A 26517-nucleotide genomic window follows, 5' to 3' on the forward strand; every position below is an offset into this window, starting at 1 on the left:
TAGATTCGGAACGTTGTCTGCCCGTGACCAGAGGTAAGAGGCCTCGGCCTTATTATGAACGGAGGTAGATTTGCTTAATGCTTAAATGGGATAGCGATATATGGGGAAAGCTTACAGGACCGTACAGTTCTGCAGAAAATGTGCCTGTGTTATTGCAGCAACTAATGCGGCAATATAGCCAGGAAATTTTTGACGACCTTTTTCAGGAGCACTTGTTCCATCAAAACACGATATATACGGCTACATATGCCGCTATGCCTTTTTTGGCACAAATAGCGTGTTCTACATCTGATGCAGAAGTGCGCAAAGAGCTGTTTATAAATTGCGGGGTAATCGAGGCAAGCCGTGACGAGCGCGATGGGGACCCATTTCCAGAATCTTGGGCTGAGCTGGTTGAAGAGGCAGGCAGCTCTGTCTGTACTGAATTGTATCGTGAATATTTAGAGGCGATCGGGAAGCTCAAGACGCTTACAAAGGAAGTATTCTCCTATGCAGCTGATGCTTCTATCGATGAGATGGAGAAACGTTATATTCTTGTCGCGGATGCCGCTTATCGAGGCTCGCATAGTGTTGCCAATATGCTGATGACTTTCATGAACGGTGATGAGTATGTGGCCGTCTGTCCGGCTTGCGCAGAAGATGTATTCATCTGGCCTCATGAAGATAATTCTGCAGAAATTCTTCAAGCCTTTGAAGATGATCCCGTCTTTCACACTGACCAGGAAGCCCATGTAATCGTTCCGGTCACGTCATTTGAAGATGAAGAAGTACGAGCATTAGCGGAGCGGGCGGAAGCGATCGGGGAGCAAACATTGGTTAGGCATCTGCATTATTTAGCGGGGGAAACAGTATGTCCATCCTGCCGCGAGAAAATTTCTGTTTGGCCGTCTTTGCTTAGCTCATTTACAATGTAGAGCGCAAGTTAAGGGGGAACGGCGAAAAAGCTCGGATTAAGAATGCCATTGCAACTTGGAGTTGAATCATTTATTATGGACACTACAGGTCTATAATAATGATGATGTTGAGAAGGGAGGAGGGGAGCTTGCAGTTCTCCAAAAGTACAGATTATGCCCTACACGCCTTACTTCATCTGGGAAATTCGGAGCGTTGCAACAATGTAGGGATCAAGGAATTAGCTTCCACACTTGGTGTTTCCGAAAGCTATTTATCCAAAATCATGTCCAAGCTGAGGCAGGATGGAATCGTACGTGCTGTGCCAGGGGTGAACGGCGGTTACGAGCTGGCCAGACCGGCTGAACAGATTACGTTTCTTGATGTGATTCAAGTGATTGAGGGAAGACAGAAGCTGTTCGAATGCTCCAATACAAATTCTCAGCAGCATCGGTTGTTAGCAGAAGAGGAGACTGTCGGGCGAGATCAGGAACAGGAGCGTTCAGGAAAGTGCGAATGCTTGGTCCAGAAAGTGATGGAGGGTGCGGAACAGCATCTGCACCAATACTTGCGGGAACACACGATCCAGTCGGTACTGGATGAGGCTTTCAAGCATGGGAACCATGAGACAAACAAGAAGTAATACACTTCTTGCACTTTAATTATGGATATCATAGATCTATGGAAGGGTGTGCTGTTGATGGAAAAACAACTTTTCGATGTAGCGATTATTGGAGGCGGACCGGCTGGGTTGAACGCCGCCCTGGTGCTTGGGAGGGCAAGGAAAAAGGTGGCGGTGATCGACGAGGGCCATCCCCGCAACGCTGTGACTCGCGAGGTCCACGGGTTTCTTACCCGCGACGGGATTAGTCCGAGCGAGTTTCGGCGAATTGCAAAGGAAGAGATCAGCGCTTATCCCTCTGTATCATTCGTGGGGGATACGGCGGTGTCGATTGTGGGAACTGACGGCCAATTTCAAATTGAGACTGAGCAAGGACAAACCTTTGCAAGCAAAAAAGTATTGTTTACTGTTGGCATGAAGGATCGGCCGTTGGACATTCCGGGATTGGCTGAGGTATACGGAAAAAGCGCTTTCGTCTGCCCTTATTGCGATGGCTGGGAGTTGAGGGATCAGCCGCTTGTCATTATTACGAAGGGGGCTGAGCTTATGCATTTCGCTCCGATCATATCTGGATGGACGAACCGTTTTACCGTCTGCACGAATGGCCCAGATGACCTGACGGATGCAGATCGCGAGGAGCTTCAACGGAAACATGTGCTTCTGTTTGACTCGCCGATCCGACACATCGACTCCAGCCATGGAATCGTTCAGCAAGTCGTTCTTGAAGACGGGACGATTGTTCCATGCAGGGGGATCTTTTTCAAACCGGAGCTGGTTACGGGATCGGATTTGCCGCGAACTATCGGATGCCAGATCACGGAAGCGGGGGAGATCGTCGTCGATGACTTCGGAAAAACGAACATTCCGGGCGTCTATAGCGCAGGGGATGCAACATCACGAATGCATCAGGCCATAGCTGCGGCTTCGAGGGGCGCATTTGTCGCGGCGATGATCAACAATGAATTAAATACAGAGGCTTGGCGGAGAAACGGATAGATTTTATTAAGGCAGAATGGGAGGTACTAGTGGGAAATACGGATAAGTTTGAAATGATAGCAAATATATACGACACTCCTGAAAGAATTCATATTGCAAAGGAATCAGCGGATGCCATTCGTGAATATATAGGTGACGCTACGAGTAAGAACGCGATTGATTTTGGGTGTGGAACGGGGCTTGTCGGAATGAACTTGCTAAAAGATTTTCATTCTGTGCTTTTTCTAGATACTTCAGAAAACATGATTAATCAAGTAAGGGAAAAAATTTCCGATTTTGATATTCAGAATGTAGATACATTATGCTTTGATTTTGAAAAGGAAGCTCTACCAGATTTACATGTAGACTATATTTTTATGGCTCAGGTTCTACTCCACATTCATGATGTTGAATTCGTTTTATCAAGATTATTTGATGTGCTAAATGAAGGTGGACGTTTACTAATCGTAGATTTTGATAAGAATGACAAAGTAGTTTCAGATATCGTTCATAACGGGTTTGATCAAGTAGAGCTAACGGACATAATGACGAAAATAGGGTACAGGAATATTCAATCTAAAACTTTTTATAACGGAAGTAAAATATTCATGGGACAGGATGCATCTATGTTTATACTCGATTCTCACAAATAAACGCAGCATAGGATTTGGATGGTAAGACCAAACTCACTTATAGCACCGTTTTTGAAGAAAATGAGGCTACATTCGATAAGGTGAAAGCATATGCCGTCCCAGGTGCCGAACAGACCATGGAGCTTCTGGGGGAGCATCTGGCAAGTATGTCATAGATCTGCTTTTCCAGCGAACAGTAGAATAGAGAAAAGCCTACTCTCTTCCAACGAGAAAGTAGGCTATTTTCGTTGAACTGATCCAATATCAATCATTCGTCCCTTAGCCTGTAGTCGAGGTAAGGTTCTCTTCTTCCTCCGACCTATCAGTATTCAATTTGAAGCGTCGACAGGGAACGTGGTAGAATTTTTCATGGGATCGTATACCGGTTTTGGGTTTAATCAACAAGTGTGCTTAGCTACATAACGAATTGCATTGTATTGGAGTTGAGATAAGACTATGAAACACGAGATCATGGATAGATTCATCTCTTACGCACAAGTGAATACACAGTCCGATGAGGACAGCGAAACCTGCCCTTCAACACCAGGGCAGCTAGTGCTTGCCCAAATGCTCGTAGATGAGCTGAATGCCATAGGTATGCAGGAAGTTACGATGGATCCGAACGGTTATGTAATGGCAACCCTTCCGGCCAATACAGACAAAGAGATTCCAACGATCGGTTTTCTTGCCCATATGGATACGGCTACTGATTTTACCGGCGCTGGCGTGAACCCGCAAATTGTAGAAAATTATAACGGACAAGACATTGTCTTGAACGAGTCACGGAATATTGTACTTTCTCCTATCGATTTCCCAGAGCTGACAGGCTACAAATGCCACACACTCATAACGACAGACGGTACCACATTACTTGGCGCTGACGATAAAGCCGGTATTGCCGAAATCATGACCGCTATGGCTTATCTCATTCGACACCCAGAACTGAAACACGGTAGAGTACGAGTAGCTTTCACCCCGGATGAAGAAATCGGACGAGGCCCCGAAAAGTTTGATGTGTCTGCCTTCGACGCAGTGTATGCCTATACAATGGATGGCGGTCCTCTTGGTGGGATCGAGTACGAGAGCTTTAATGCTGCATCAGCCATTATTACGTGCAAAGGGACGAATGTCCACCCCGGCACAGCCAAAGGTAAAATGGTCAACGCTGCTAAAATAGCCATGGAGCTGCATGGCATGCTGCCGGCTGATGAGACTCCTGAGAAGACGGAAGGCTATGAAGGCTTCTATCATCTATCGTCTATTCATGGTGACGTCGAGCAAACACAGCTTCGTTATTTGATCCGGGAGCACGATCGGAATCGGTTTATGGAGAGAAAGTCGGAGTTGGCTCGTATCGTAGAAGAATTACAGAAAAAATACGGTGATAAGCGAATTGTGCTCGAAATCAAAGACGAATATTTCAACATGAGGGAAAAAATTGAGCCTGTTATGGAAGTAGTGGACATCGCTAAAAAAGCGCTAGAAAATCTCGGAATCGTGCCGATTATTGAGCCGATTCGCGGCGGTACGGATGGCTCCCAGCTATCTTACATGGGGTTGCCAACACCGAATATATTTACGGGCGGGGAAAATTACCACGGCCCGTTCGAGTATGTTTCGGTTGATAACATGGTGCAGGCTGTAAACACCATCATCGAAATTGTTAAGCTGTATGAACAAAGATCGTAAGAGTGAGCAGTGGAGAAATTACAAAGCAGTTTTGAATAGGTTAAGAACCCTTGGGCTTTTTTGGACCAAGGGTTTTTTCTCTTAACTCAAATTAATATGGATTGCTCAAAACATGCATTTTTGGACGTTTCTATTCACTCCAATGGTTGATAAACTTACCAAATACTTTATATACACATAGGAGTGAAAACCATGGTTGGGGTACGTTACAAGATACGAGAAGTGTTGGACGAGAGCAAGATTGAGACGTTTTTGCAGCAAGCCCGCATTGGACATCTTGGGATCGTCGACGGTCATCTACCGTATGTTGTTCCGCTCAATTTTGTTTGGACAAATGGGAAGCTATATTTTCATGGCGCCACCGGCGGGAGACGAAATCAGATTATGGACACGAATCCAGAGGTCTGTTTTACGGTTTGTGAAGAATATGGAACGATTACCGATCCGGTGCCAGCCAAGACTGACACTGCGTATATGAGTGTAATGATTTTTGGAAAGGCGCAGCCCATCGCCGATCTGGACGAAGCTACACACATGCTGCAGGAAATGATCAATAAGTATGTACCTGGTTACTATAATCGGCCATTACCCAAGCAGCATGTAGACAAATACCGATCAGCAGTATTTGGCGGTCCAGTTCAGGTCTACCGTATTGATCCATACCATATCACCGCGAAAGAAAACCCGATTGAAGAAGAAAAAATGTTCGAACCAGGAAAACACGTGTAAGAGGGGTGGGGCTCATGAGCCATCTAGTCAAAGAGAACCTCAATACGGTGAGGCAGCAGATGGAATTGGCTTGCCAAGCCTCAGGACGCAACATAGAGGACGTAAAATTGTTGTTGGCGACCAAAACGGTACCGCTTGAAAAATTGCAAATGGCTATACAAGCGGGTGAGACTCTGTTTGGGGAAAACAAGGCGCAAGAGCTTCGGGACAAATTTCCACTTATGCAGCAGTATCATCAGGTGAAATGGCATTTTATCGGACATCTGCAAACGAATAAAGTGAAGGACGTAGTCAAATATGTTTCACTCATTCATTCTGTGGATCGTCTGAAGCTGGGGCAGGCCCTGCATAATCAGCTCGTCAAAGAGAACAAGACGATGGATATTCTGGTGCAAATCAACACGTCCTATGAAGAAAGCAAGTTTGGAGCTCCTCCAGAAACGGCACTGGAGCTGGTGGAACAATTGACTCAGTTCGAAACGTTAAACATAAAGGGCCTCATGACGATTGGGAAACTGAATGCTACAAACGAAGAGACCCGGCACTGCTTTCGATTGTTAAAATCGATTCAAGCACAAATCAGGGAGAAAAGGCTACCGCGTGGGGACAAGTGTATTCGGCCAACGTTACTTGCCTGACACCTATTACTGGAATGAAACCGCACGCCAGGACGATTAGGAGAGAGGCAGGAGAACAATGATGAACACACCATCCCCTTCGCTGCGCGGTCGCGACTTGATATCACCGACCATAGCTGCATTAATATCTGTCATCGTCAACTACGGGGGCACCTTTATTCTCGTGTTTCAGGCAGCAAAAGCAGCTGGTTAAGTCCCGAAATGACCGCTTCATGGATTTGGTCAATCTCCATTGGGGTGGGTGTCACCGGGATATGGCTCAGCTATCGCTACCGAGAACCGATTATTACGGCTTGGTCAACACCAGGCGTGGCTTTTCTCGTTTCCGTATTAGCGGTAACCCCTTATGCAGAAGCAATCGGAGCTTATATGATCTCTGCAGCAGGATTTATTGTTCTAGGGTTATCGGGAATGTTTGAACGTTTCGTCCGGATGATTCCTTCTGGCATCGCTTCCGGTCTGTTAGCAGGCATTTTACTGCAGTTTGGCATTTCAGCTTTTGGTGGTGCAAAAGTTGACCCATTGCTTGTCGTTATTCTGTTTGCTGCGTATGTTGTGCTCAGACGATTTACATCACGGTATGCGATTGTAGGCATACTGGCAGTTGGACTGATGTATTTGATTTTTATGGGGAAAGCCGATTTCAGTACGATCCAATTGGCTATCGCATCACCCGTATTTGTCGTTCCAGAGTTTTCGCTGCATGCTATTTTGGGGGTCGCATTGCCGCTGTTTATTATTACGTTGACGGGACAATACATGCCCGGAATGCTCGTATTGCGAAATGATGGCTTCAAGACCAGCGCGAATCCGATTTTGACCGTAACGGGTTTGGGTTCGCTTCTAACAGCGCCATTCGGGTCGCATGCTTTTAATGTAGCAGCCATTACAGCAGCGATTTGCACAGGGAAAGACGCACATGAGGATTCAACAAAACGATATATTGCAGGCATTGCCTGCGGTATTTTCTACATTGTTGTCGGCATATTTGGGGTGACGTTGGCTGCTCTGTTTCTAATTCTTCCTGCTACTTTCATTGCGACATTAGCGGGTTTGGCATTGCTTGGCACAATTGGCGGCAGTCTAGCCAACGCTTTAACGGAACCCAAGGGGCGAGAGACAGCATTGATTACTTTTTTAGCAACAGCTGCGAATGTGACATTGCTTGGCGTGGGCGGAGCATTCTGGGGACTTGTCGCAGGCTTGGCGGCACATCTTTTGATTCATGCGAAATTTCATAGAAAGCCATACAGGCCGACAGAAGTGCAACAAGCAGAACAGAAATAATAGGAGGCGAGTAATGGCGGAGATGCTTGTATTAGATAAGCATCTCCGCAAGACGATAAATGCCTTCTTCAATGGCAGCTTCATCTACTTTCGCAAAACCTAGTACCCATCCCCTTCGATTACTTTCCAAGCAATACTTGCTAAGCGGATAAACACGGATTCCTTTTTCAAGCGCGAGGTTCGTCACGGCTTCTTCGTCGAACGATTTATCAGCTTCAAGGAGCATGTGCAGCCCTGTTTCGACGCCGCTTAATGTGAAGTGTTCACTTAGACCTGTCGAGATGATAGCTTTGGTCATAGCTTCGTGCCTGCGTCGGTATACATTTCGGACTCGTCTCATATGGCGCATGAAATGTCCATGCTCGATAAAATGAGTGAGTGTTAGTTGTTCCATAATCGGCAGATGGCGATAGGTCAATGCATGAACCCCAGCAAGCTGACGGATGGCCTCTTTGGGACCGATGATTGCTGATATCCGAATACCAGGAGCAATCATTTTGGAAAAGCTCATCATATACAAAGTGTTCTGAGGTCGCTGACTGAACAAGGTCGGAAGTGGGTCACCGCGATAGCGGAATTCGCTGTCGTAATCATCCTCAACAATCCAAACACGATGCTTGGCAGCCATATGTAACAATTGTTGTCTGCGAGGCTCCGACATTATCACTCCAACAGCACACTGATGTGATGGTGTGACATAAACAAGCTTGGAATCAGGGTGAATACGGTCTACACATAGCCCGTGCTCGTCGACCGGAACGGAGACAACTTGCATACGCTGATACTTCATCGCCATCCAGGCAGCAGGAAAGCCAGGGTCTTCAACAGAAACGGTATCACCCTCATGTAAAAGGGCCTGGGCGATCAAATCGATGCTATGCTGTGCACCTGAGGTTAAAAGGATCTGATCGGTACCTACATGAACGCCCCGTTCAAGTGACAAATAACGTTGGATCTGTTCACGTAGCGGCAAGAATCCATACGCATCACCGTAAGCCCAACTGTCCAAATCTGTTTCTGTGGACGCCCGTAAAAACGAGTGTCTCCAATTTTTTTGAAATTGTTCGTCCAAATAGGGCTCATGTGGACTGAAATCGATCTCAACTTTTCGATTTTCTTTGTCCCCAAACCAACTGTGCAAATGACCGATTGAAGCGTTTAATAGAGGCAATTCGGGGAGGGTAGGTCCCTCCTGCGCAGAATCTTCTGAAGGGCGAGTTGCATAAGTCCATTCACTAACTCTTGTCCCGCCGCGACGAGAGGTTACGGTATACCCGCGGCTGAATAACTCCTCGTAAACAATCTGTATAGTTGAACGGGAAACGCCAATTAATAGAGCGAGTTCGCGGGATGGGAGCAGCAATTCGCCGGGTGGCCACTTTCCAGTTGTAATATTATGGATCGCCTGGTCTAGCAGCTGCTGCCAAATGGGACGATCGTCATCGCGGTTTACTTTTAGCATGCATTCACCTTCATTGTTTTACTGATATTATGGATTGCTATAAATATTGAATTATGGTTGCCTATCAACAATCCATTGGTTGGTATCCTATCATGACAAACATAGCTTTTACAACACGACATTTCTAGCGATGTGGGGATAGAGCATACTAGATCGTATTCGTTGTAACTGCCTTATGTTAGTATGTGGAAGGAAAGATTCACTCTTCATCCTCGCAACATAATAAGAAGAGATACAAGGAGGATGTAGTAGAGGAACTTTCTACACTTTTGGATTAGATAGGAGGAATGGAGAATGAGGAAGAGATTTTGGATGGCAGCGTTGGTGTTTGTTTTTATTTTTACACTTCATTTTGGAAGCGCTTACGCGGCGGAAGAGCAGGGCAACTTTTCGGTTGAGGACGATCCGATTGCTCAATTCTTAAAGGAGAATCCTGACAGAGCTTCCCTGCATGTCATTCGCAATGGGGATAAGGTGATCGATTATAACTCCAACCGAGCGATGACTCTGGCCAGCACCTCAAAATTGATCATTGCGCTTGAGTTCGCCAAGCAGGCAGCTAAAGGGAAGATCAATCCTTCGAAAAAGGTGTCGTTGGATGATTTGGCGCTGTTCTACGTGCCAGGGAGTGATGGCAATGCCCATGAAAATTGGCTGCAGGATATCGAGACGCGTCAAGTGGTTCAGAACGGCAAAGTCAGCTTGCAGGAAGTTGCAAAAGGAATGATCAAGTTTAGCTCCAATGCCAACTCAGAGTATTTGTTAATGCTTCTTGGTATCAATAAAGTCAACGATAACCTGGACGATTTGAACTTTAACAAGCATGAGAAGTTTTTCCCCTCCTATGCATCCATTATCTTTGTCCCCTACTCCATAATGTCTACTCTGGACCCTGACTTACCATTCGATGAGAGGGTCGATCTTGTCAAAACTCAGCTCAGTAATATGTCGCAGAAAAAATTCATTGCCGAGGCGGACAAAATATTCAAAATCTTACAAAAGGACAAAACTGGTCGTTATAAAGATCAGGTAGTTGAAGAGCTGTATCCTTGGTACGATTCGGAAATTAACGACTTGATTGTGGCACGTCTACCCAAGGGAACAACGAAAGAGTATGCGACCTTGATGAACAAAATCAACAGCAGAAGCTACCTCTCGAATAAGGTTCAGGAGGAATTAGATGCGGTCATTGAGAACCCGCTGAAACCCGATAGTCCATTTACTCACGTCGGCTTAAAAGGTGGAAGTACAGCAAAAGTACTTACTATGTCTTTTTACTCCACAGATAAAAACAGGAACAAGATAGAGCTGGCTCTTTTTACAAATGAGCTAACGAAAGCAGAGTTTCAGCAAATTGCCCAACATTTAAGCGTATTTTTGTTGGAACGGGTTCAGGATGAGGAGTTTTTAACTGATCTAAAGCAATATTTGCAGTAGAACAATTAGTGAGCCAGCAACCCTACACATAGATAAAGGGGAGATCGAGTTGCGTGAGTGGGTACAGATTTTAAAGGAGCTGTCAGAGGCGTCAGGAGTTCCTGGACAAGAACAGGAAGTACGGGAGCTGATGCGCACCTATTTGGAGCCTTACACAGAAGAGCTATCCACCGATAATCTGGGAAGCATCGTCGGTCGAAAAACGGGGATAGCGGGCGGACCGAAAATCATGCTGATGGGACATATGGATGAGGTAGGGTTCATGGTATCTCGTGTGACCAAGACCGGCTTTATCCTTTTCCAAACGCTTGGAGGCTGGTCGCCTCATGTACTGTTGGCACAGCGTGTGATGATTAAAACGAGCAAGGGTGACATTGTCGGAGTCATCGGTTCCAAGCCGCCACATATTTCATCCGCCAGTGAAAAGGCAAAAGTGGTCGAAATCACGGAAATGTATATTGATATCGGAGCGACCAGTGCAGAACATGTCAAAGAATTGGGCATTCGGCCAGGCAATCCGATCGTCCCTATTTGTCCCTTTACTGTGATGGCCAACGACCAGATGTATATGGGCAAAGCTTTTGACAATCGCGGAGGTTGTCTGGCGGCGATTGAACTGGTAAAAAGTCTACAAGCTGTCGATCATCCAAACACTGTTTTTGCGGGGGCAACTGTACAAGAGGAAGTGGGACTTCGCGGGGCAGGGACAAGCACGACCATGATTGGACCGGATCTGTTTATTGCCTTGGAGACAGGCATGGCATTAGATACCCCTGGTCTTGCTGATTCACCGTATTTACCCGAGATTAAATGCGGTGGGGGACCAATTATTGCACTGTACGACAAAACCCTTGTACCGAATACGAAATTGCGCAACTTGTTGTTTGATACGGCGGAAGAAGAAGGAATCCCCTATCAGTTTGGAGCCGCTCCTGGTGTGGGGACAGATGCTGGAGCCGCTAATCTGATCGGGATAGGAGTACCATCGATTGTGATTGCGATCCCGGCGCGTTATATTCACAGCCATGCTTCGATTCTTCATCATGATGATGTCGAGAATACGGTAAAATTACTCGCTGCGCTCATCAAAAGGCTAGATCAAAAAACAGTCGATTGGATCAAATCGTAACCACCGTACCTCTTTAAGGAAGTGGAGGAACCACCGAAGGATGAAAAATCCAGTGCGGTGGTTCTTTTTTTCTCTCTTTTTCCATGCCATCATTATGGAGGGGGGCGATGAAGGATGTTCCAGGATTTCAAGCTCGTCGGTGACCGGCCGGTCGCGATACAAGTAAAAGAATACGTCAAACGTTTAATTATAAAAGGGGCGCTTCAGGCAGATCAGAAGCTGCCCTCCACACGAGAAATGAGCGGACTATTAAAGGTCAGCCGCAATACGGTCATCGCAGCCTATGAAGGGTTGGAGGATGACGGATTTACGTATGCGATTCCCGGTAAAGGCAGTTATGTGGCAGCCATGGTGGGCCAGCTGGCTGCCAATCACGGAGGAGCTGATGGCTCCGCCACTTGGCAGATCGACTGGAAGGCAAGACTGAATGATTATGCTGTAGCAGCTGTAGAGCTGGATATGATGAAGCAGGGCATTCGCGCCAAAAAGGGAACCATCTCGTTCACGAGCATCGCTCCGGATGAACAGCTGTTTGATCTGGGAGATGTCAGGCGAGCCTTTTTGGACCGGATGGCAATCGAAGGGCAGATGCTGCTTAACTACGGCTATGCCAAGGGCTACAAGCCGCTGATCGATTACTTGATGCGTTATATGGAAAATAAGGGCGTCGATATCAGCGGCAAGGATATGCTGATTACAAGTGGGTTTACAGAAGGCTTTGACATAGTGCTTTCGGCATTGCGTCCTTCTGCGCGCCGCGGGGCAGCCATTTGTGAAAATCCGACCCATCATACTGCGATCAAAAATTTGAAGCTGCAAGGATTTGAGCTTACTGGCATTCCGATGGCGCGTGATGGTATTGATGTGGAGCAGCTTGAGGCGGTATTGAAGAAGCAGACTACTCACTTCGATCTGGCCTATTTGACACCTTCCTATCACAACCCGACTGGTATTGTCATGTCGCCAGAGAAGCGCAGCGCTGTCATGAAACTAATGATGCGCTATCAAATTCCGGTGATTGAGGATGGATTTAATGAGGAGCTGCGCTACTCGGGAGCGCATGTTGCCCCTTTAATAGCGACAGCAGGACAGGGGAACGGTGTCATTTATATTGGCAGCTTCTCCAAAGTGCTTTTCCCTGGCTTGCGAGTAGGCTGGGTGCTTGGAGACCGAGCGCTGATCAACACGCTGGAAAGCTTGAAACGTGCCCGTACCATTCACACCTCAACAATTGATCAATCGATTTTGTACCAATACTTGCTTAACGGAAATTTTGATAAGTATGTAAAAAAAGCACGCACAGAGTATAAGCGCAAATATGAGCTGACAAAGGTATGCTGCGAGGCGCATCTTCCAGAGGCGCAGCTGTCTGGTGACGGAGGCTTGCACTTGTTCCTCACCTTTCCACCAGGCGTAAATACCCGCCAGCTGCTGGAAGCTTGCACCAAACAGGGTGTTATTTTTACACCGGGAGACAAGTTTTTTATTCAGGATGGCGAAGGGACGAATACGTTGCGGCTCGGGTTTTCACGCGTCACTGATGAAAATATCGAGCGGGGTATTCAAATCATCGGCAAACAGGCGCGTAACTTTCTTTAGATATAAAAGAAAAATGAGGTGTCATGATGAGAGTTGGCGTGATTATGGGCGGTATTTCCTCTGAACGGGAGGTTTCTCTGTGGACAGGTCAAGAGATGGTCAAACATCTGGATCGCAATCGCTATGAGGTGGTTCCGATCGTGATCGAGCAGCGAGCGGATTTAATCACACAGGTTCAGCAGGCAGGCATCGACTTCGCACTACTTGCACTGCATGGCCAATACGGCGAGGACGGCACAGTGCAGGGAGTGCTGGATACACTGGGCATTCCCTATTCAGGAAGCGGAGTCCTGGCAAGCAGCCTTTGCATGAATAAGCAGCTGTCAAAGATTCTGCTAAAGGCAGTAGGCGTGCATACACCAGCAGGTTTTTGCTGGCAGGGGATGGACGACTATGAGCCGCAGGTGGTAGAACAGCTGGGCTACCCGGTTATTGTGAAGCCGAATACGGGGGGATCGAGTATCGGTGTTCAGCTCGTACAAAATGAAAAGGAGCTGCTGCCCGCTGTTCAGGAAGCTTTTGGCTTGGGTCAGACGATCTTGATTGAGCCCTATATAAGAGGGACGGAGCTGACTTGCCCGATCATGGATGGCGAGGTTCTCCCGATTATCGGTATTCGCTCCGCACACTCGGAGTGGTTTGATTTCAAAGCGAAATACGAGGTGGGTGGGGCTGAGGAGAAAGTCATCCAGCTTCCTCCCGTTATAGAGCAGCGTGTGCGTGAGGCAGCGCTAGTCAGCTACCAGCAGCTGCAGTGCAAGGTCTATGCCAGGGTCGATATTATTTTGTATCAGGATACGCCTTATGTGCTGGAGGTAAATACCTTGCCGGGAATGACCGAGGGCAGCCTTTTTCCAAAGAGCGCAGCTGCAGCAGGGATGACGTATACGCAGTTGTTGGACCGTATTATTGCTAGCTCGCTTCATGAGCGGAACCAGGAATGGGGGACAGATCGTCATGTATCGTGAAGAGGGTACAGGACAATCAAATGCCGGCTTGATGGAACTGTGAGATGGGCACTATTCCTAAGTTTTTCCGACTGACCCATGATAAATATGACATAAGCTGACATGTTTTAAACCGTACAATAAGGGGGAGATCAGCGAAAGGAGCGACAAATCATGAAACCTTTAGAGGGAAAAGTAGCTTTGGTAGCAGGTGCAACACGAGGAGCGGGTAGAGGAATCGCAATTGAATTAGGAGAGGCTGGGGCAACGGTATATGTGACGGGACGCACGACAAGGGCACAACGCTCCGAGTACAATCGTCCTGAAACGATTGAAGAAACCGCCGAGCTAGTAACGAGTGCGGGGGGACGAGGGATAGCTGTTCAAGTAGATCATCTGCAGCCTGAGCAGGTAAAGGCGCTCATAGCTCGGATTGAGGAAGAACAGGGCAGATTGGACATCCTGGTCAACGATGTGTGGGGTGGCGAATATTTGACACAGTGGAACGTACCCGTGTGGAAGCACTCTCTTGAACGGGGATTTCGCCAGCTTCGGTTAGCGATTGACACGCATATTATTACAAGCCATTATGCACTGCCGTTGTTAATACGCAACGAGAACGGTCTGGTTGTGGAGATAACAGATGGAACGGTAGAATACAACGACAACCACTATCGTTTATCGCTGTTCTACGATCTGGCAAAGTCGTCTGTCATTCGCATGGCGAAGTCTTTAGCCCATGAGCTTTCACCCTATAAAGGCACAGCTGTAGCATTGACTCCGGGATGGATGCGGTCGGAAATCATGCTTGAGCATTTTGGTGTTAAGGAAGAAAACTGGCGAGACGCTACTGCTCAGGAGCCTCATTTTGTCATTTCGGAATCGACGCGTTTTGTTGGACGCGCTGTCGCTGCGCTGGCAAAAGATCCGGAGGTCGGGCGATGGAACGGACACTCTGTTTCCAGCGGTCAGCTCGCGCAAGTGTATGGTTTTTATGACCTTGACGGCTCACAGCCTGATAGCTGGCGGTATATTGTTGAAGTACAGGACGCAGGAAAGCCGGCGGATGCTTCTGGATATCGTTAAGCGCAAATAAAAATAACCCAAATTCAAATGACTTGTAGAGCTTACAATGTGGTAGCGTCAGTCTAGACTGTATTTTTCGGTCTGTGGCTGCCGCTACCTGGCTACGAGGGAAATAGTATGTAGAATTTTCTTGCAATTAAGTTTTTGGCATGATATATTCTACAACAACGATTAAACGTTTAACTTATACGTTTAACCTACTAGTGGCAAGGAGGGGCAAATGGCTACATTAAAAGACATTGCAAAGCATGCTAACGTAAGCGTTTGTACCGTTTCCAGATATTTAAGCTCCGATATGACCGTGAAAAAAGAAACCGAGGAAAGAATACAGCTTGCCATCAAAGAGCTTGGATATGTACGAAATGTGGTGGCAAAAGCACTGAAACGGAAAGAAACCTTTAATATAGCGGTAATCCTACCAAAGATTAACAACCTCTATTATTCCGAGATCACGTCTGGCATCAGTCAAACGCTAGGAAAGCACCATTATAATCTCTACATATACGAAGTCGATAATCTGAATTTGAGTGAAGACGAAATCCTTCAGCTGATGCGTGAAAATATGATCGCAGGCATTATTTTTATTGGCCTATTTTCTGATACGTCTTTTCAGGAAAGCATTCACGACGCTTTGGAATGGGAAATTCCCGTTGTATATGCCAACAGATGCATTCCGTATGACGGATATCCACTGCTGTACCCCGATTTAATTCAAGCAAGCAAGCTGGGAGTCGAGTATTTACTCGCAAAAGGCAAGAAGCGAATCGCTCTCGTTCATAAGCAATTGCCTGACCATCTGCTTGCCTACTTTTTAGATGGTTTCGATTCGGCGAGTAAGGGCGAGCAGAAACCGCTGCTGATGGAAATCGCAGAAGGGATGGACTTGCCAAAAGACTTGGTTCCAGTGCTTCAAGAAAACCAGATTGATGGTGTATTTGTCCTGAATGAATTGAGTGCCGTCTATTTGACCAAGGCATTGGTGGAAGCAAATATTCGCATACCTGAGGATATGGCTGTAATGAGCTTGGGGAATTCACTCATCTCGCAAATTTCTACTCCGGAGCTTACTTGTGTAGATTTGCAAAACCGAGAACTAGGGATCAGAAGTGCGGAGATTATCCTAAGCCAGATTCGAAAACAAGAGTTTGAACCGATCACTGTATTGGAACCGTTTATTGTAGAGCGGAGATCGGCATAAATAACATGGGACTCCCCACTTAAAAAAGAAGAAAAGGAAAAGCAAGTTTTCTTATGCTCGTTTAGTTAAACGTTTAACTTTGGTCATTTTAAATACTTGCGATATAAGTTAAACGTTTAACAAAAATCATTTCTTCCTTTTGATGTTTTAGTTAAACGTTTAACTCGCTAAATATCTTCCTGCGATAAGTCCAGAGCCTAGCTCTACTTATATATCAAAACTGCTAAAAGAAAGGGCGAAAAATCATGACGCAAGAGAAAACCAATCACCTTGAAAAAGTCCGTGCCATTTTTGATATTTTAAATGGCGAAAAAGAAGCGGATCTGCTGCTGAAAAACCTGAACATCCTGGATGTCCATGGCGAAACTGTTTATCAGGGGTCTCTACTCATCTACGACAAGCGGATCGTTGCGCTTAATCCAGACGAATCTATCATCAAAGTAAAGGACGTTTTTGATGGACAAGGTCTTTACGCTATTCCCGGCTTGATTGATGCACATTTGCATTTTGAATCCCAATTAGCTCATCCAACAGCGCTTGCTGAAGCGATGGTTCCATGCGGGACGACAACGATCTTTGCAGAATGCCTGGACCTGCTCAGTGCCGCTGGTGAGGATGGTGTACGAGCTGCGCAAAACCTGTTCCGCGATTATGAAAAGCTGCCGTATCGTTTATATGCATTTGCACCTGGCAAAAAAACAGCCGCTTGGGTAACAAAAGAAGTGTTAGAGATGGAGCCTGTGATTGGGTTGGGGGAATTTGAGCATTTCACTTATAGCAAAGGGGATGAGGATGACTTCCAAAAGGCAGCGTGGGTGAGAGAAAAGGGCGGCTTTATGAATGGACATTGGGGTTTGACTGCTCTTTCCGACATGCTGCTAAACTATCTCCCAGCCATAGGGGTATCCAATAACCATGACGTATGGAATGGCGACGATATCGAAAAAAGCATTCGCTACGGTTTCCCAACCCAAATCAAGTTTGGCGTAGGCAGTAGTGAAGTGATCAAGACATTGCTTCGCTCAATTGTAGACCGTAAGTTCCCTACAGAAAACTTTATGCTTTGCACGGATAACATTTCGATTGAGCGTTTGCTGAAAATGGGGCATATGGATTGGATTATTTCGCTTTGTGCTGAGATGGGGATCAATCCGATTAAAGCGATTAAAATGGCTACCTACAATACCGCGAAGTCCTACAATATGGACCATCTGATAGGTTCGTTGACTCCGGGACGTTTCGCAGACATCGTTTTGACGGACAGTCTATCTACCATCAATCCTCTTTATGTATTCAAAGATGGTGAACTGATTGCCAAAGACAAAAGGATGCTAAAGAATGTGGAAATTGACTACTCAGCGATGTGCACGAGTGGCATCACCGGGTTGGATGATTTAACGGCTGAGCAATTAGATATTGTACCGCTGGAAGTTTCCGAGGATGGGACAAAGGCAAGAGTGTATCTGTTTGATGTATATGGACGGGGGCACTCGAAGTTTTATCAGGAAGTCTGGGTGCCAATCGAGGATGGCAAGATTGTTCCTGAATACGCTGGTGAAAAATTAAGCCGTTTATCGGTTATTCGCCGCTATGCAGAGGGAAAACGACATATTGTAAACGGTTTGTTTAAAGGCGTGTATGTGGAACAGGGGGCCGTAGCAACCTCTTGGCCAGCTCCTATTCCTTATTTTGTAGTAGTCGGTCAAGAAAGTGACGAGATGTGCTACTGTGCAAAAGAGGTAGATCAATATTCAGGGGCGTGCATCGTAACGGAAAACCAAACGAAGAAAAGCGTGATGCCTATTGAAATCTATGGCATGATGACGAATATGACCGTAAGTGAATTGACATCCAGTGCTAGTGCGATTGATTCCGCCTTGGAGGAACTAGGGAATCATAACGAAGGTGAGCCTGTAGTGAATAAGCTGTTAAGCCTGTTTATTTCACTGCACCGTTTCCGCTTCATGGCCTAATAGGGGGATGGATCAAGCTCTGAACAAATATCGGAATCATCATAAATTTCAAAATGAAAACGCTTCAAATATTAGACGAGTGCTCCCTCTCTTTGCTGGAGTGGAGCACCCTTCCTGCACTCATCATTCCCTGCTTTGCGAAAAAATTTGATTCGCCTGTAAGGATAAAGAACTTTCTTTAGAAAGAGGGATGGTATATGCAAAATCATACAGATATAGCCGAACTGCAAAATGGCGGAAGTCTGACCAAGCGGTGGATCATTTATTTAGTGGGTATTTATATTTTGACTCTTGGCATTAGCTTGGCGATCCGTGCAGGTATTGGTATCTCTCCTCAGAGCAGTTTGACGAGGACGATGACGGTGATTTTCCCTGAATTATCGCAAGGAACGTACTCTTTTCTCCTGGAGCTTCTCATGCTGTTTCTGGCGTATGTAGTAATGCCCAAGGACTTCAAATTAAAGTACTTTGCTGGGTTAATTCCGGCCCTGGCGCTCAGCATGTTTTTGGACCTGAACCTGCTTATCACCAGCTTCATCAAGCTGGATGTATATGCTGCAAAGGTTATGCTTCTCGTCGTAGCTGATGCAGCGTTAGCCTTCGGATTATTCCTGATGATTCAGGCGAACCTCGTTCTGATCCCTGTTGATTTGTTTGTGAACACGCTGTTTAAGAAGACGAAGAAAAAATGGGGTAATATTAAAACGGCTTTCGATTGTTCCTTGCTAGTCGTATCAGCATGTATCGGACTGATTTTCTTGAGTGAGATTATGTTCATTCGCGAAGGTACCATTATTAATGCTATTTTGGTTGGACAATATATCAAATTGTATACCTATCTCTCTAAGAAGGCTAAGACTGGCAAAACGTTTGACGATGTAAACATTATAAAGAAGTAGTAGGAGCAGAGCTAACCAAACTAACCGACCTGATGGGTCGGTCTTTTTCATGTACCCAGTATAATAGAGCGGGTAAGAACAAAATCACCCACAAACCCTGCTGGATATAATGTGTAAGAACCGTCAGAAATTGTGTAAAATGACGTGAACGCTTGCTACAAGTGGCGTTTCACGTTTTTTTAGGTTGGCATAGCATTTGCAAAAGGTAAGGATAGAGGAGGTGCAATAAAATAGTGAGTTTGTCAGAATATATTGGTAAGGACCATATCCGCATATTTGAAGAATCAGTGGACCAAGCGGAAGTGTTGCATCAATTGGGAGACATGTTGATTCAGACGGGTGCAATTAGTATCGAGTATATGGAAGCAGTGCGTAAACGCGAGCAAGCATTTCCCACCGGATTGTATACGGGAGAAGTTAATGTCGCTATCCCGCATGCGGATCCTGAGAACTACGTCAAGCAACCCGCTATTGCACTCGGTGTGGTACGAAAAGGAGTAGCGTTTCGTAACATGGCTGACCCAACAGACGATATTTCGGTTCAATTAGTGTTTTTACTTGCACCGGAACGAGGAGAAACACAGCTGGTCATTCTGGAACAGATCATGAATCTGATACAAGATCAGGCAAATATGCGACAAATTATGGATGCACAGGGAACAGAAGACGTCTGTAACGTACTGGGCCAACTGGTGCAAGTGGAGGAGAAATTATGAACAAGAAAAAAGTACTTGTGATTTGTGGGACAGGAGTAGCAACATCGACGATAGTGATGCAAAAATTGAAAGCGTTTTTACGGGACAAAAGCATCGAAGCAACGTTGGAACAATCCAAGGTCAGTGACGTTTTGAACAAAGCGGGTCAATATGATCTGATTATTTCCACAACAGCAGTACCCCCTTCCATGGTAGATAAAGTTATCAATGCTGTGCCTTTGTTAACGGGGATCGGGAAAGAGCAAGTATATGATGAAATAGAAGCAAGACTAAAAATGTAATGTGACTATCTGCCTTATCTAAGGAGGTTCACTATGGACGTTATCAAATACCTCGTTGACCTTGGCCCTTCGGTTGTTTTGCCGGTTCTCATCTTCTTGTTTGGGATTATCCTGAAAACGAAGCCGGGCGAAGCCTTCCGTGCTGGCCTTACAGTAGGGATTGGCTTCATTGGGATCAACCTTGTGATCGGCTTGCTAATGGGTAGTTTGGGACCTGCCGCACAGGACATGGTAAAAAATTTGGGAATCCAGCTTACGATTATTGATGTGGGCTGGCCAGCTACATCGGCGATTGCATTCGGCTCGGCAGTAGGCGCGCTTGCGATTCCGATCGGACTTGCTGTCAATCTCGGGATGCTTGTATTAGGCTTGACCCGAACGCTCAATATCGATTTGTGGAATCTGTGGCATATCGCTTTTACGGGTTCTTTGGTTGCTGTCATGTCCAACAACATTACGCTTGGCATCCTGACTTCAATCGCTCACGCAATCATCCTGCTCGTCCTGGCGGATCTGACGTCCAAGCATGTCTCCAGCTACTATGGATATGCAAACATTTCGTTTACACACGGAACTGCGACGCCATACTACTTGATCGCATTGCCACTGGAAAAATTGTTTGACCGTATTCCGGGCTTCCGCAACCTGAAAGCTGACCCTGAGTCCATTCAAAAACGCCTTGGGCTTCTAGGGGAATCGACCGTTCTTGGACTCATTTTAGGCTTTATTATCGCCCTTTTGGCAGGTTGGGACTTGCCCAAGGTTCTTGACTTAGGTGTAAAAACAGCAGCGGTTATGCTCATTCTCCCGCGAATGGTAAGTATTTTGATGGAAGGTCTGATGCCGATCTCGGAGGCTGCTGGCGATTTTGTTCGTAAGCGCTTTCCTGGACGAGAAGTCCACATCGGAATGGATGCAGCATTGGCGGTTGGGCATCCGGCTACTATTGCCGCTTCGCTAGTAATGATTCCGATTGTGCTTGGGTTGGCCGTTTTGATGCCAGGCAACAAAGTGCTTCCTTTCGGTGACCTGGCGACCATTCCATTCATCGTTTGCCTCATGGTCCCGATTTTCAAAGGGAATGTGATTCGGACAGTAATTGGTGCGACCATCTCACTTGCATTCGGCTTGCTGTTAGCGACTTACATTTCACCGTTGTTCACAAAAGCAGCACAGAACGCAGGCTTCCAATTCCCGGATGGCGCCAGTGCGATTTCATCACTCGTGGACGGTGCTGTTCCGACTACAGCGATCTTCCTTTTTGGCGCAAAGCTAGGCTATGTGGGCATTATTGGAATAGCCATTATCGGTTTGGTCGTTGCTTACCTGGTACAGCGCAAGCATCGTTTGGCTGCCGCCAATACGGTTAATAAAGCATTATAACGCGGACTTCATCAATAACACCCTGCACGTCGCCCGAGCGGCATGTGTAGGGTGTTTCACTTGGTTATGGGAAGTTGACAAAAAACAGCAGCAGCGATGGACTTTCTTACAAGCCCACGGCTACTGCTGTCTATCCCGTTATTTACTATGAACAACCATTTGTTTGATCTCTTGCTTCATTTTAGGAATAGACGAAGGAGTCATGCTTAATTCGTCAACACCGAGTGCGACCAGCTCTTTTGCATAGTTAGGATCACCGGCCATTTCGCCGCAGACTCCGACCCATTTGCCTTGTGCGTGCGCATCCTGTACCACTTTGCCAATCAAGCGAAGGATCGCGGGATGACCAGGATTGTACAAATAGCCTACCTTTTGATTCATACGGTCAGCCGCAAAGGTATACTGGATCAAATCATTGGAGCCGATGCTGAAAAAGTCAACATGTGGCGCCAGTTGATCGACAATCAGCGCAGCAGATGGGATTTCAATCATAATCCCTGTCTCGATTTGTTCAGCGAAAGAAGCTTGTCTGGCTGCTAGCTGCTCTTTGGCCTGCTCCCATAACGCTTTTGCCTCCAAAAGCTCCTCGACAGTCGCGATCATCGGGAACATGACTTTTACATTCCCGAAAAGGGAGGCGCGAAGAATCGCTCGCAGCTGCGTCAAAAACATCTCTTTTTCAGCAAGACACAAGCGGATGGCTCGAAACCCGAGAAACGGATTCTCTTCAGGCTCCATCTTCAGGTACGGTAATTGTTTGTCTCCTCCGATATCCATGGTGCGAATAATGACTGGGCGTCCCGCCATTTCACGGGCAACTGCGGCGTATGCCTCAAATTGCTCGTCCTCACTGGGCATTTGTTCCCGCTCCAGAAATAAAAACTCCGATCGAAATAAGCCAATCCCGTCTCCGCCATTTGCAAGTACGGCTTTGCAATCCTCTGGAGTTCCGATGTTGCCTGCCACTTCAATCAACTTGCCGTCTGACGTGTGAGCAGGTGCGTGGGCAGCATCTCGCAGGACTGCTAGTTCTTCTACATATTCCCGCTGCAAGCGCTGGTACCTATTGATTCGCTCGGCATCTGGATTGAGTTGCAGCTCTCCCGTATTTCCATCCAGGGCAAGCGTCGTATCATTTGTGATGTTATCTAAAATGCTGCCACACCCCACAACAGCGGGGATTTGCAGCGTGCGTGCCAAAATGGCGGAGTGACTGGTGGTGCCGCCAATCTCTGTAACAATCCCTTTGATCCATTCCGGTTTCAAACGAGCTGTTTGAGAAGGGGTCAAGTCGTGTGTAACCAGGATGATGGGGCGCTCGATCTGATCTAGCGATGAATCTGCGATGCCTAGCATTTTTCGTGCAATTTTATCTCGCAGATCTTTGAAGTCAGCTGCCCGTTCCCGCAAATATTCATCATCCAGTTGTTCAAAAAATGCGATATGTCCTGAAAAGACGTGATAAGCTGCCCAGACTGCATTCTTGTTTTCGCCTTTGATTTCCTTGTCCATTTCTTCTACAAGGGTTGGGTCATCCAAAATCATGAGATGGGAGTCGAAGATCGCGCACTCATGCTCACCTATACGCTGCCGTACAGTCTCCCGCGTGACAGCGATTTCAATTTTCACTTGTTCAAGAACCTCACGAAGCTTTTGTTGTTCTGAATCTGCCTGGGCGGCAGCAATCGTCTCGCGAGGAATGACCAGCTCCGCCTCTTTCAGTACAAAAACACGTTCTGCTGCATAACCGGGTGAGGCTGCAATTCCTTTTATCATCGTATCCCTCCAGTGCAGTATGGCAAAAAGCATGCAAAAAAGGCCAGGGAAATACCTCCCTGACCCGTGATCCAAAGGATTTGAATACATGTATCATATATTTTCTGACAATGGTCGTCAATGGAAAGGAATAAATTGTGGGAAAAATCTCACAAAACCTACCACAGAATATTCTGGTTTGCTTTCGTATTTGTGGTACGGTAGAAAATGTAGACAGGATTAAAAGGTAGTTTACGGCTTAAATGGACTGGTATGATACTTGCTTGTAATAGATTGTGGGGGGATGTTATGGAGGAACGCATCAAGCAGATTATTGATCAAGAGGATAAAAAAGTTCCGTATACCGATGAGCAGATTGCGCGTCAGATGGGAATTCGTCGAGATGAGGTAACGCTGCTTCGCCATAAACTCCAGGTTCCCGACTCACGCAAAAGAAGGCAGCCTCTCCTGCTCAAGGAAATGGAGAAGCTTTTGCATTCTTCACCGAACATGACGAGCCGAGAGCTAACGAGTCGCTTGAACGAACAAGGCTTTGACGTATCTCGTTTCATGGTTCATCAATTACGAAGCAAAATGGAAGCGTTCTCAGGTGAAACGCCAAACATAGATGACCATGCTCGCCAAAAAACGCGGAAGGCCAGCCAGGCGGTTACCTTCGCCAGTCTGATAGGAGCAAAGAGTACACTGAAAGCGGCTATTCAACAAGCGCAGGCAGCAGTGCTCTATCCACCACACGGACTTCATACTCTCTTTTTTGGAGCTACAGGTGTGGGCAAGAGCAGAATGGCGGAAGCGATGTACCAGTTTGCAATCGAGCAGCAGGTGATGAAGAAAAACGCACCGTTTGTTATTTTTAACTGCGCCGATTATGCCAAAAATCCGCAGCTGTTGCTTTCCCAGCTATTCGGGTATGTAAAGGGAGCGTTTACTGGTGCGCAGCAAGATAAGCCCGGGTTAGTGGACCAGGCAGACGGTGGAATTCTGTTTTTGGATGAAATTCATCGATTGCCGCCGGAAGGGCAGGAAAATCTCTTTTATCTGATCGATAAAGGCGTATATCGACGTTTGGGTGAGGTCCAGTTCCAGCAAAAGGCGACCATACTGATCGTCGGTGCGACGACAGAGGCCCCCGAATCAAGCCTGTTGTTGACGTTGCGTAGACGAATTCCCATGACGATAGAGCTACCCTCTCTCTCCGAATGGACAAAACAGGAGCGTCTATCTTTGATTTTTCATTATTTGAATGAAGAGACAGACCGTATTGGCAGAGAGGTTGTCGTCCAAAAGGATGTGATCGCCTCCCTTTTGACCTATGATTGTCCTGCAAATATGGGGCAGCTGCACAGTGATATTCGCGTCCTGTTGGCGAAAGCCTTTTTGAAAACGATTCATCAGGTAGAAAAGACGGCTGTTCAGGTCGATCGATATGATTTGCCTATGCACGTCGCCAGTCACCAGCAATCAGCCGAGCTGGCACCAGAGCTGCCAATGCTAAAGAAAGACCAGTTCCTATTTGTCCCGGGCCAACGCTCCGATCTGGTGGGAGCAGAGATAGTCGAGGATTCTCCCCAGCATCTCTATGATTGGGTGGTAGAGCGCTATCAAAATCTCAAAAATCAAGGTCAAAGCGAAGAATTGATCGAGCTAATCGTAAACAAGGAACTGGATACACGGATGGAGCCGTTCACAGGCGAAGAAGAAAAACGCTCGCTGCGCTTGCAGCAGCTGGTCAAATTGGTCGGGGATCAGGTTGTTCAAGCTGTGGAACAAATGCTCTGGATCGCAGAGCGCCACATTACCCTGGATTACCAACGGATCTCCTATGCTCTCGCTATTCATTTGCATGGACTGTTGGAGAGATGGCCAGATACGAAAGAAATGGATAGCTGGATCGAGACTGATCAGGAGTCGATGGAGTTCAAAGTGGCGCTGGAAATGGCAAAGGTGATCCAAACCAGCTATGGAATATCATTGCCGGAAAAAGAAGTGTCTGTTCTCGCCATGTACGTCAAGCAGTGCTCGATCTATACAGAGCCGAAGCCAATGATTGGCGTAGTCGTCACTTCGTATGGGCTGGTAGCCAAAAGCATGGCCGACGTCGCTTCCCGCCTGTTTGAACGAAAGCATGCGCAGGCAGTTGAGCTGTATTGGAACGATGATCTGGCTGTGTCAATCGAGCGAATCAGCACAATGATCCAGCAAGCGGATCAAGGAGAAGGGGTCATTTTGCTAGCAGATATGGGGAGCAATCTGTTGAGTGAAGAGGAATGGAATAGGCGAAACGGTGTACGTGTAAAGGTCCTGCCCAATGTGACGACAACTCTCGTCATCGAAGTCATCAGAAAATGTCTCTACTCCAGTGAATCGCTCGAGCAAATCGTGGACCAGATGCAACACGTGCCTGTCAAATCTCTTCATTCGATCCAGTCACTTACTCCCAAGCCAGTAGCCATTGTCACCATTTGCATCACGGGTAATGGTGCCGCCAAACGACTGGATCAGCTTTTACAAGAAAAGCTGGAGACTGCTGCAACGCAGGTCACCATTTTACAGGCAAGCTCGCTTTCGATTCGGAAGCAGTATAAGGAATGGCTGGAGAAGTACCACATCTTTGCTGTTGTCGGTACGGTCAATCCCATGCTGGATGGCATTCCGTTTATTTCGATAAAAGAGATTGTGGACGAGTCCGGCATCAGCTTTATCAAACGATTGTTGCTCGTGGCCAATCGGACACTCCAGCCAGCTTTGGTCCCTCACTCACATGGATTGCGCGATCTACTCTACCCGGAATTGGTCTGTGACGATTTGGAGCTGTCTACGAAGCAGCAGGTGATCACTGTCCTTGCGCAACGACTAAGAGAGCACGGTTTCGTTGAGGCAGGCTTCGAGGGCAAAGTGTGGGAACGCGAAAAAATAGGGAACACATGCCTGTTTGGAACAGCGATCCCACATGCCGATACGACGCAAACGATCAGACCGGGTATCGCGATTGCCAATCTTGCACAGCCAATTGAATGGGAAGCGGGATACTTTGTACGTCAAGTGTTCATGCTTGCCATCACGGAGACATGCCAACTGGCGGTAGAGGAGCTGTACCAATTTTTACAGGAGCACGAAGAAGCGAATGTACCACCTGATTTACAGACATTCATGAAGTTTGAACAGTAA

Annotated in this window: 20 protein-coding genes and 3 pseudogenes; 21 read left to right on the forward strand and 2 right to left on the reverse strand. The window is 46.7% G+C overall.

What is annotated here, in order from left to right; all coding sequences use genetic code 11:
* Positions 1-77 precede the first annotated feature (77 nt).
* The 9 genes and pseudogenes from C3B52_RS25880 (at position 78) to C3B52_RS25920 (ending at position 7463) form a co-directional block, all read left to right on the forward strand.
* A complete protein-coding gene (locus C3B52_RS25880; protein ID WP_103109265.1) occupies positions 78-914 on the forward strand; it encodes a hypothetical protein in 837 nt (278 codons plus the stop codon).
* Positions 915-1042: 128 nt separating this feature from the next.
* Entirely contained in the window at positions 1043-1534 is a 492-nt protein-coding gene (locus C3B52_RS25885) for an RrF2 family transcriptional regulator (protein WP_103109266.1), read from the forward strand.
* A gap of 57 nt (positions 1535-1591) precedes the next feature.
* Complete coding sequence (locus C3B52_RS25890; protein WP_103109267.1) at positions 1592-2509, forward strand: NAD(P)/FAD-dependent oxidoreductase; 918 nt, start codon at positions 1592-1594, stop codon at positions 2507-2509.
* 29 nt (positions 2510-2538) lie between these two features.
* Positions 2539-3141: a class I SAM-dependent methyltransferase gene (locus C3B52_RS25895; RefSeq protein WP_103109268.1), complete on the forward strand. Its 603-nt coding sequence runs from the start codon at positions 2539-2541 to the stop codon at positions 3139-3141.
* Positions 3142-3152: 11 nt separating this feature from the next.
* A pseudogene (locus tag C3B52_RS37485) lies at positions 3153-3296 on the forward strand (polyketide cyclase); the annotation flags it as partial.
* A 280-nt stretch (positions 3297-3576) separates the two neighbouring features.
* Positions 3577-4809, forward strand: a complete 1233-nt coding sequence (gene pepT / locus C3B52_RS25905) for a peptidase T (RefSeq protein ID WP_103109269.1) — start codon at positions 3577-3579, stop codon at positions 4807-4809.
* A gap of 192 nt (positions 4810-5001) precedes the next feature.
* On the forward strand, positions 5002-5538 hold the full coding sequence (locus tag C3B52_RS25910; RefSeq protein ID WP_103109270.1) for a pyridoxamine 5'-phosphate oxidase family protein: 537 nt from the start codon (positions 5002-5004) through the stop codon (positions 5536-5538).
* A gap of 14 nt (positions 5539-5552) precedes the next feature.
* Positions 5553-6216 (forward strand): annotated as a pseudogene (locus C3B52_RS25915) (YggS family pyridoxal phosphate-dependent enzyme).
* Positions 6217-6237: 21 nt separating this feature from the next.
* Positions 6238-7463: pseudogene (locus C3B52_RS25920) on the forward strand (benzoate/H(+) symporter BenE family transporter).
* Between the two features lie 31 nt (positions 7464-7494).
* Here the strand turns inward: C3B52_RS25920 and pdxR are convergent.
* Entirely contained in the window at positions 7495-8925 is a 1431-nt protein-coding gene (gene pdxR / locus C3B52_RS25925) for a MocR-like pyridoxine biosynthesis transcription factor PdxR (RefSeq protein ID WP_103109272.1), read from the reverse strand.
* Between the two features lie 294 nt (positions 8926-9219).
* On the opposite strand from pdxR, the gene C3B52_RS25930 reads away from it, so the two are divergent.
* From C3B52_RS25930 to C3B52_RS25980, 11 genes are all read left to right on the forward strand, one after another.
* A complete protein-coding gene (locus tag C3B52_RS25930; protein ID WP_103109273.1) occupies positions 9220-10362 on the forward strand; it encodes a serine hydrolase in 1143 nt (380 codons plus the stop codon).
* A gap of 49 nt (positions 10363-10411) precedes the next feature.
* Complete coding sequence (locus tag C3B52_RS25935) at positions 10412-11491, forward strand: M42 family metallopeptidase (protein ID WP_103109274.1); 1080 nt, start codon at positions 10412-10414, stop codon at positions 11489-11491.
* Between the two features lie 114 nt (positions 11492-11605).
* Positions 11606-13090, forward strand: a complete 1485-nt coding sequence (locus C3B52_RS25940) for an aminotransferase-like domain-containing protein (RefSeq protein ID WP_103109275.1) — start codon at positions 11606-11608, stop codon at positions 13088-13090.
* A 26-nt stretch (positions 13091-13116) separates the two neighbouring features.
* Positions 13117-14058, forward strand: coding sequence for a D-alanine--D-alanine ligase (locus tag C3B52_RS25945; protein ID WP_103109276.1), 942 nt, complete (start codon positions 13117-13119; stop codon positions 14056-14058).
* A 153-nt stretch (positions 14059-14211) separates the two neighbouring features.
* Positions 14212-15123: an SDR family oxidoreductase gene (locus C3B52_RS25950; RefSeq protein WP_103109277.1), complete on the forward strand. Its 912-nt coding sequence runs from the start codon at positions 14212-14214 to the stop codon at positions 15121-15123.
* Between the two features lie 220 nt (positions 15124-15343).
* A complete protein-coding gene (locus C3B52_RS25955) occupies positions 15344-16321 on the forward strand; it encodes a LacI family DNA-binding transcriptional regulator (RefSeq protein ID WP_103109278.1) in 978 nt (325 codons plus the stop codon).
* A 245-nt stretch (positions 16322-16566) separates the two neighbouring features.
* On the forward strand, positions 16567-18294 hold the full coding sequence (locus C3B52_RS25960) for an amidohydrolase family protein (RefSeq protein ID WP_103109279.1): 1728 nt from the start codon (positions 16567-16569) through the stop codon (positions 18292-18294).
* Positions 18295-18491: 197 nt separating this feature from the next.
* Positions 18492-19193, forward strand: a complete 702-nt coding sequence (locus C3B52_RS25965) for a YczE/YyaS/YitT family protein (RefSeq protein ID WP_103109280.1) — start codon at positions 18492-18494, stop codon at positions 19191-19193.
* 233 nt (positions 19194-19426) lie between these two features.
* Positions 19427-19909 carry a PTS sugar transporter subunit IIA gene (locus tag C3B52_RS25970; RefSeq protein ID WP_164684930.1) on the forward strand — a complete coding sequence of 161 codons (483 nt, stop codon included), beginning with the start codon at positions 19427-19429 and terminating at the stop codon, positions 19907-19909.
* The gene (locus C3B52_RS25975; RefSeq protein ID WP_103109282.1) at positions 19906-20190 is read left to right on the forward strand and encodes a PTS sugar transporter subunit IIB; all 285 of its coding nucleotides are present in this window, start codon (positions 19906-19908) and stop codon (positions 20188-20190) included. The genes C3B52_RS25970 and C3B52_RS25975 overlap by 4 nt, the downstream gene beginning before the upstream one ends.
* A gap of 33 nt (positions 20191-20223) precedes the next feature.
* Positions 20224-21573 (forward strand): PTS galactitol transporter subunit IIC, encoded by a 1350-nt coding sequence (locus C3B52_RS25980; protein ID WP_103109283.1) that lies wholly within the window; start codon positions 20224-20226, stop codon positions 21571-21573.
* A gap of 138 nt (positions 21574-21711) precedes the next feature.
* Here the strand turns inward: C3B52_RS25980 and ptsP are convergent, their stop codons facing one another.
* Entirely contained in the window at positions 21712-23349 is a 1638-nt protein-coding gene (gene ptsP, locus C3B52_RS25985) for a phosphoenolpyruvate--protein phosphotransferase (RefSeq protein WP_103109284.1), read from the reverse strand.
* Positions 23350-23637: 288 nt separating this feature from the next.
* Between ptsP and C3B52_RS25990 the strand changes: the two genes are divergently transcribed.
* On the forward strand, positions 23638-26517 hold the full coding sequence (locus C3B52_RS25990) for a sigma 54-interacting transcriptional regulator (protein WP_164684931.1): 2880 nt from the start codon (positions 23638-23640) through the stop codon (positions 26515-26517).

Origin of the sequence: Brevibacillus reuszeri (assembly GCF_002897295.1) — a bacterium.
In the GTDB taxonomy this organism is placed as follows: domain Bacteria; phylum Bacillota; class Bacilli; order Brevibacillales; family Brevibacillaceae; genus Brevibacillus; species Brevibacillus reuszeri_A.

What these genes read in the sequence shown, in the direction of transcription:
- C3B52_RS25945 (WP_103109276.1), top strand. Translation starts at nt 13,117, where the DNA reads ATGAGAGTTGGCGTGATTATGGGCGGTATTTCCTCTGAACGGGAGGTT.
- C3B52_RS25940 (WP_103109275.1), top strand. Translation starts at nt 11,606, where the DNA reads ATGTTCCAGGATTTCAAGCTCGTCGGTGACCGGCCGGTCGCGATACAA.
- ptsP (WP_103109284.1), bottom strand. Translation starts at nt 23,349, where the DNA reads ATGATAAAAGGAATTGCAGCCTCACCCGGTTATGCAGCAGAACGTGTT.
- C3B52_RS25960 (WP_103109279.1), top strand. Translation starts at nt 16,567, where the DNA reads ATGACGCAAGAGAAAACCAATCACCTTGAAAAAGTCCGTGCCATTTTT.
- C3B52_RS25975 (WP_103109282.1), top strand. Translation starts at nt 19,906, where the DNA reads ATGAACAAGAAAAAAGTACTTGTGATTTGTGGGACAGGAGTAGCAACA.
- C3B52_RS25930 (WP_103109273.1), top strand. Translation starts at nt 9,220, where the DNA reads ATGAGGAAGAGATTTTGGATGGCAGCGTTGGTGTTTGTTTTTATTTTT.
- C3B52_RS25880 (WP_103109265.1), top strand. Translation starts at nt 78, where the DNA reads ATGCTTAAATGGGATAGCGATATATGGGGAAAGCTTACAGGACCGTAC.
- C3B52_RS25950 (WP_103109277.1), top strand. Translation starts at nt 14,212, where the DNA reads ATGAAACCTTTAGAGGGAAAAGTAGCTTTGGTAGCAGGTGCAACACGA.
- C3B52_RS25990 (WP_164684931.1), top strand. Translation starts at nt 23,638, where the DNA reads ATGGAGGAACGCATCAAGCAGATTATTGATCAAGAGGATAAAAAAGTT.
- C3B52_RS25890 (WP_103109267.1), top strand. Translation starts at nt 1,592, where the DNA reads ATGGAAAAACAACTTTTCGATGTAGCGATTATTGGAGGCGGACCGGCT.
- C3B52_RS25910 (WP_103109270.1), top strand. Translation starts at nt 5,002, where the DNA reads ATGGTTGGGGTACGTTACAAGATACGAGAAGTGTTGGACGAGAGCAAG.
- pdxR (WP_103109272.1), bottom strand. Translation starts at nt 8,925, where the DNA reads ATGCTAAAAGTAAACCGCGATGACGATCGTCCCATTTGGCAGCAGCTG.
- C3B52_RS25980 (WP_103109283.1), top strand. Translation starts at nt 20,224, where the DNA reads ATGGACGTTATCAAATACCTCGTTGACCTTGGCCCTTCGGTTGTTTTG.
- C3B52_RS25965 (WP_103109280.1), top strand. Translation starts at nt 18,492, where the DNA reads ATGCAAAATCATACAGATATAGCCGAACTGCAAAATGGCGGAAGTCTG.
- C3B52_RS25955 (WP_103109278.1), top strand. Translation starts at nt 15,344, where the DNA reads ATGGCTACATTAAAAGACATTGCAAAGCATGCTAACGTAAGCGTTTGT.
- pepT (WP_103109269.1), top strand. Translation starts at nt 3,577, where the DNA reads ATGAAACACGAGATCATGGATAGATTCATCTCTTACGCACAAGTGAAT.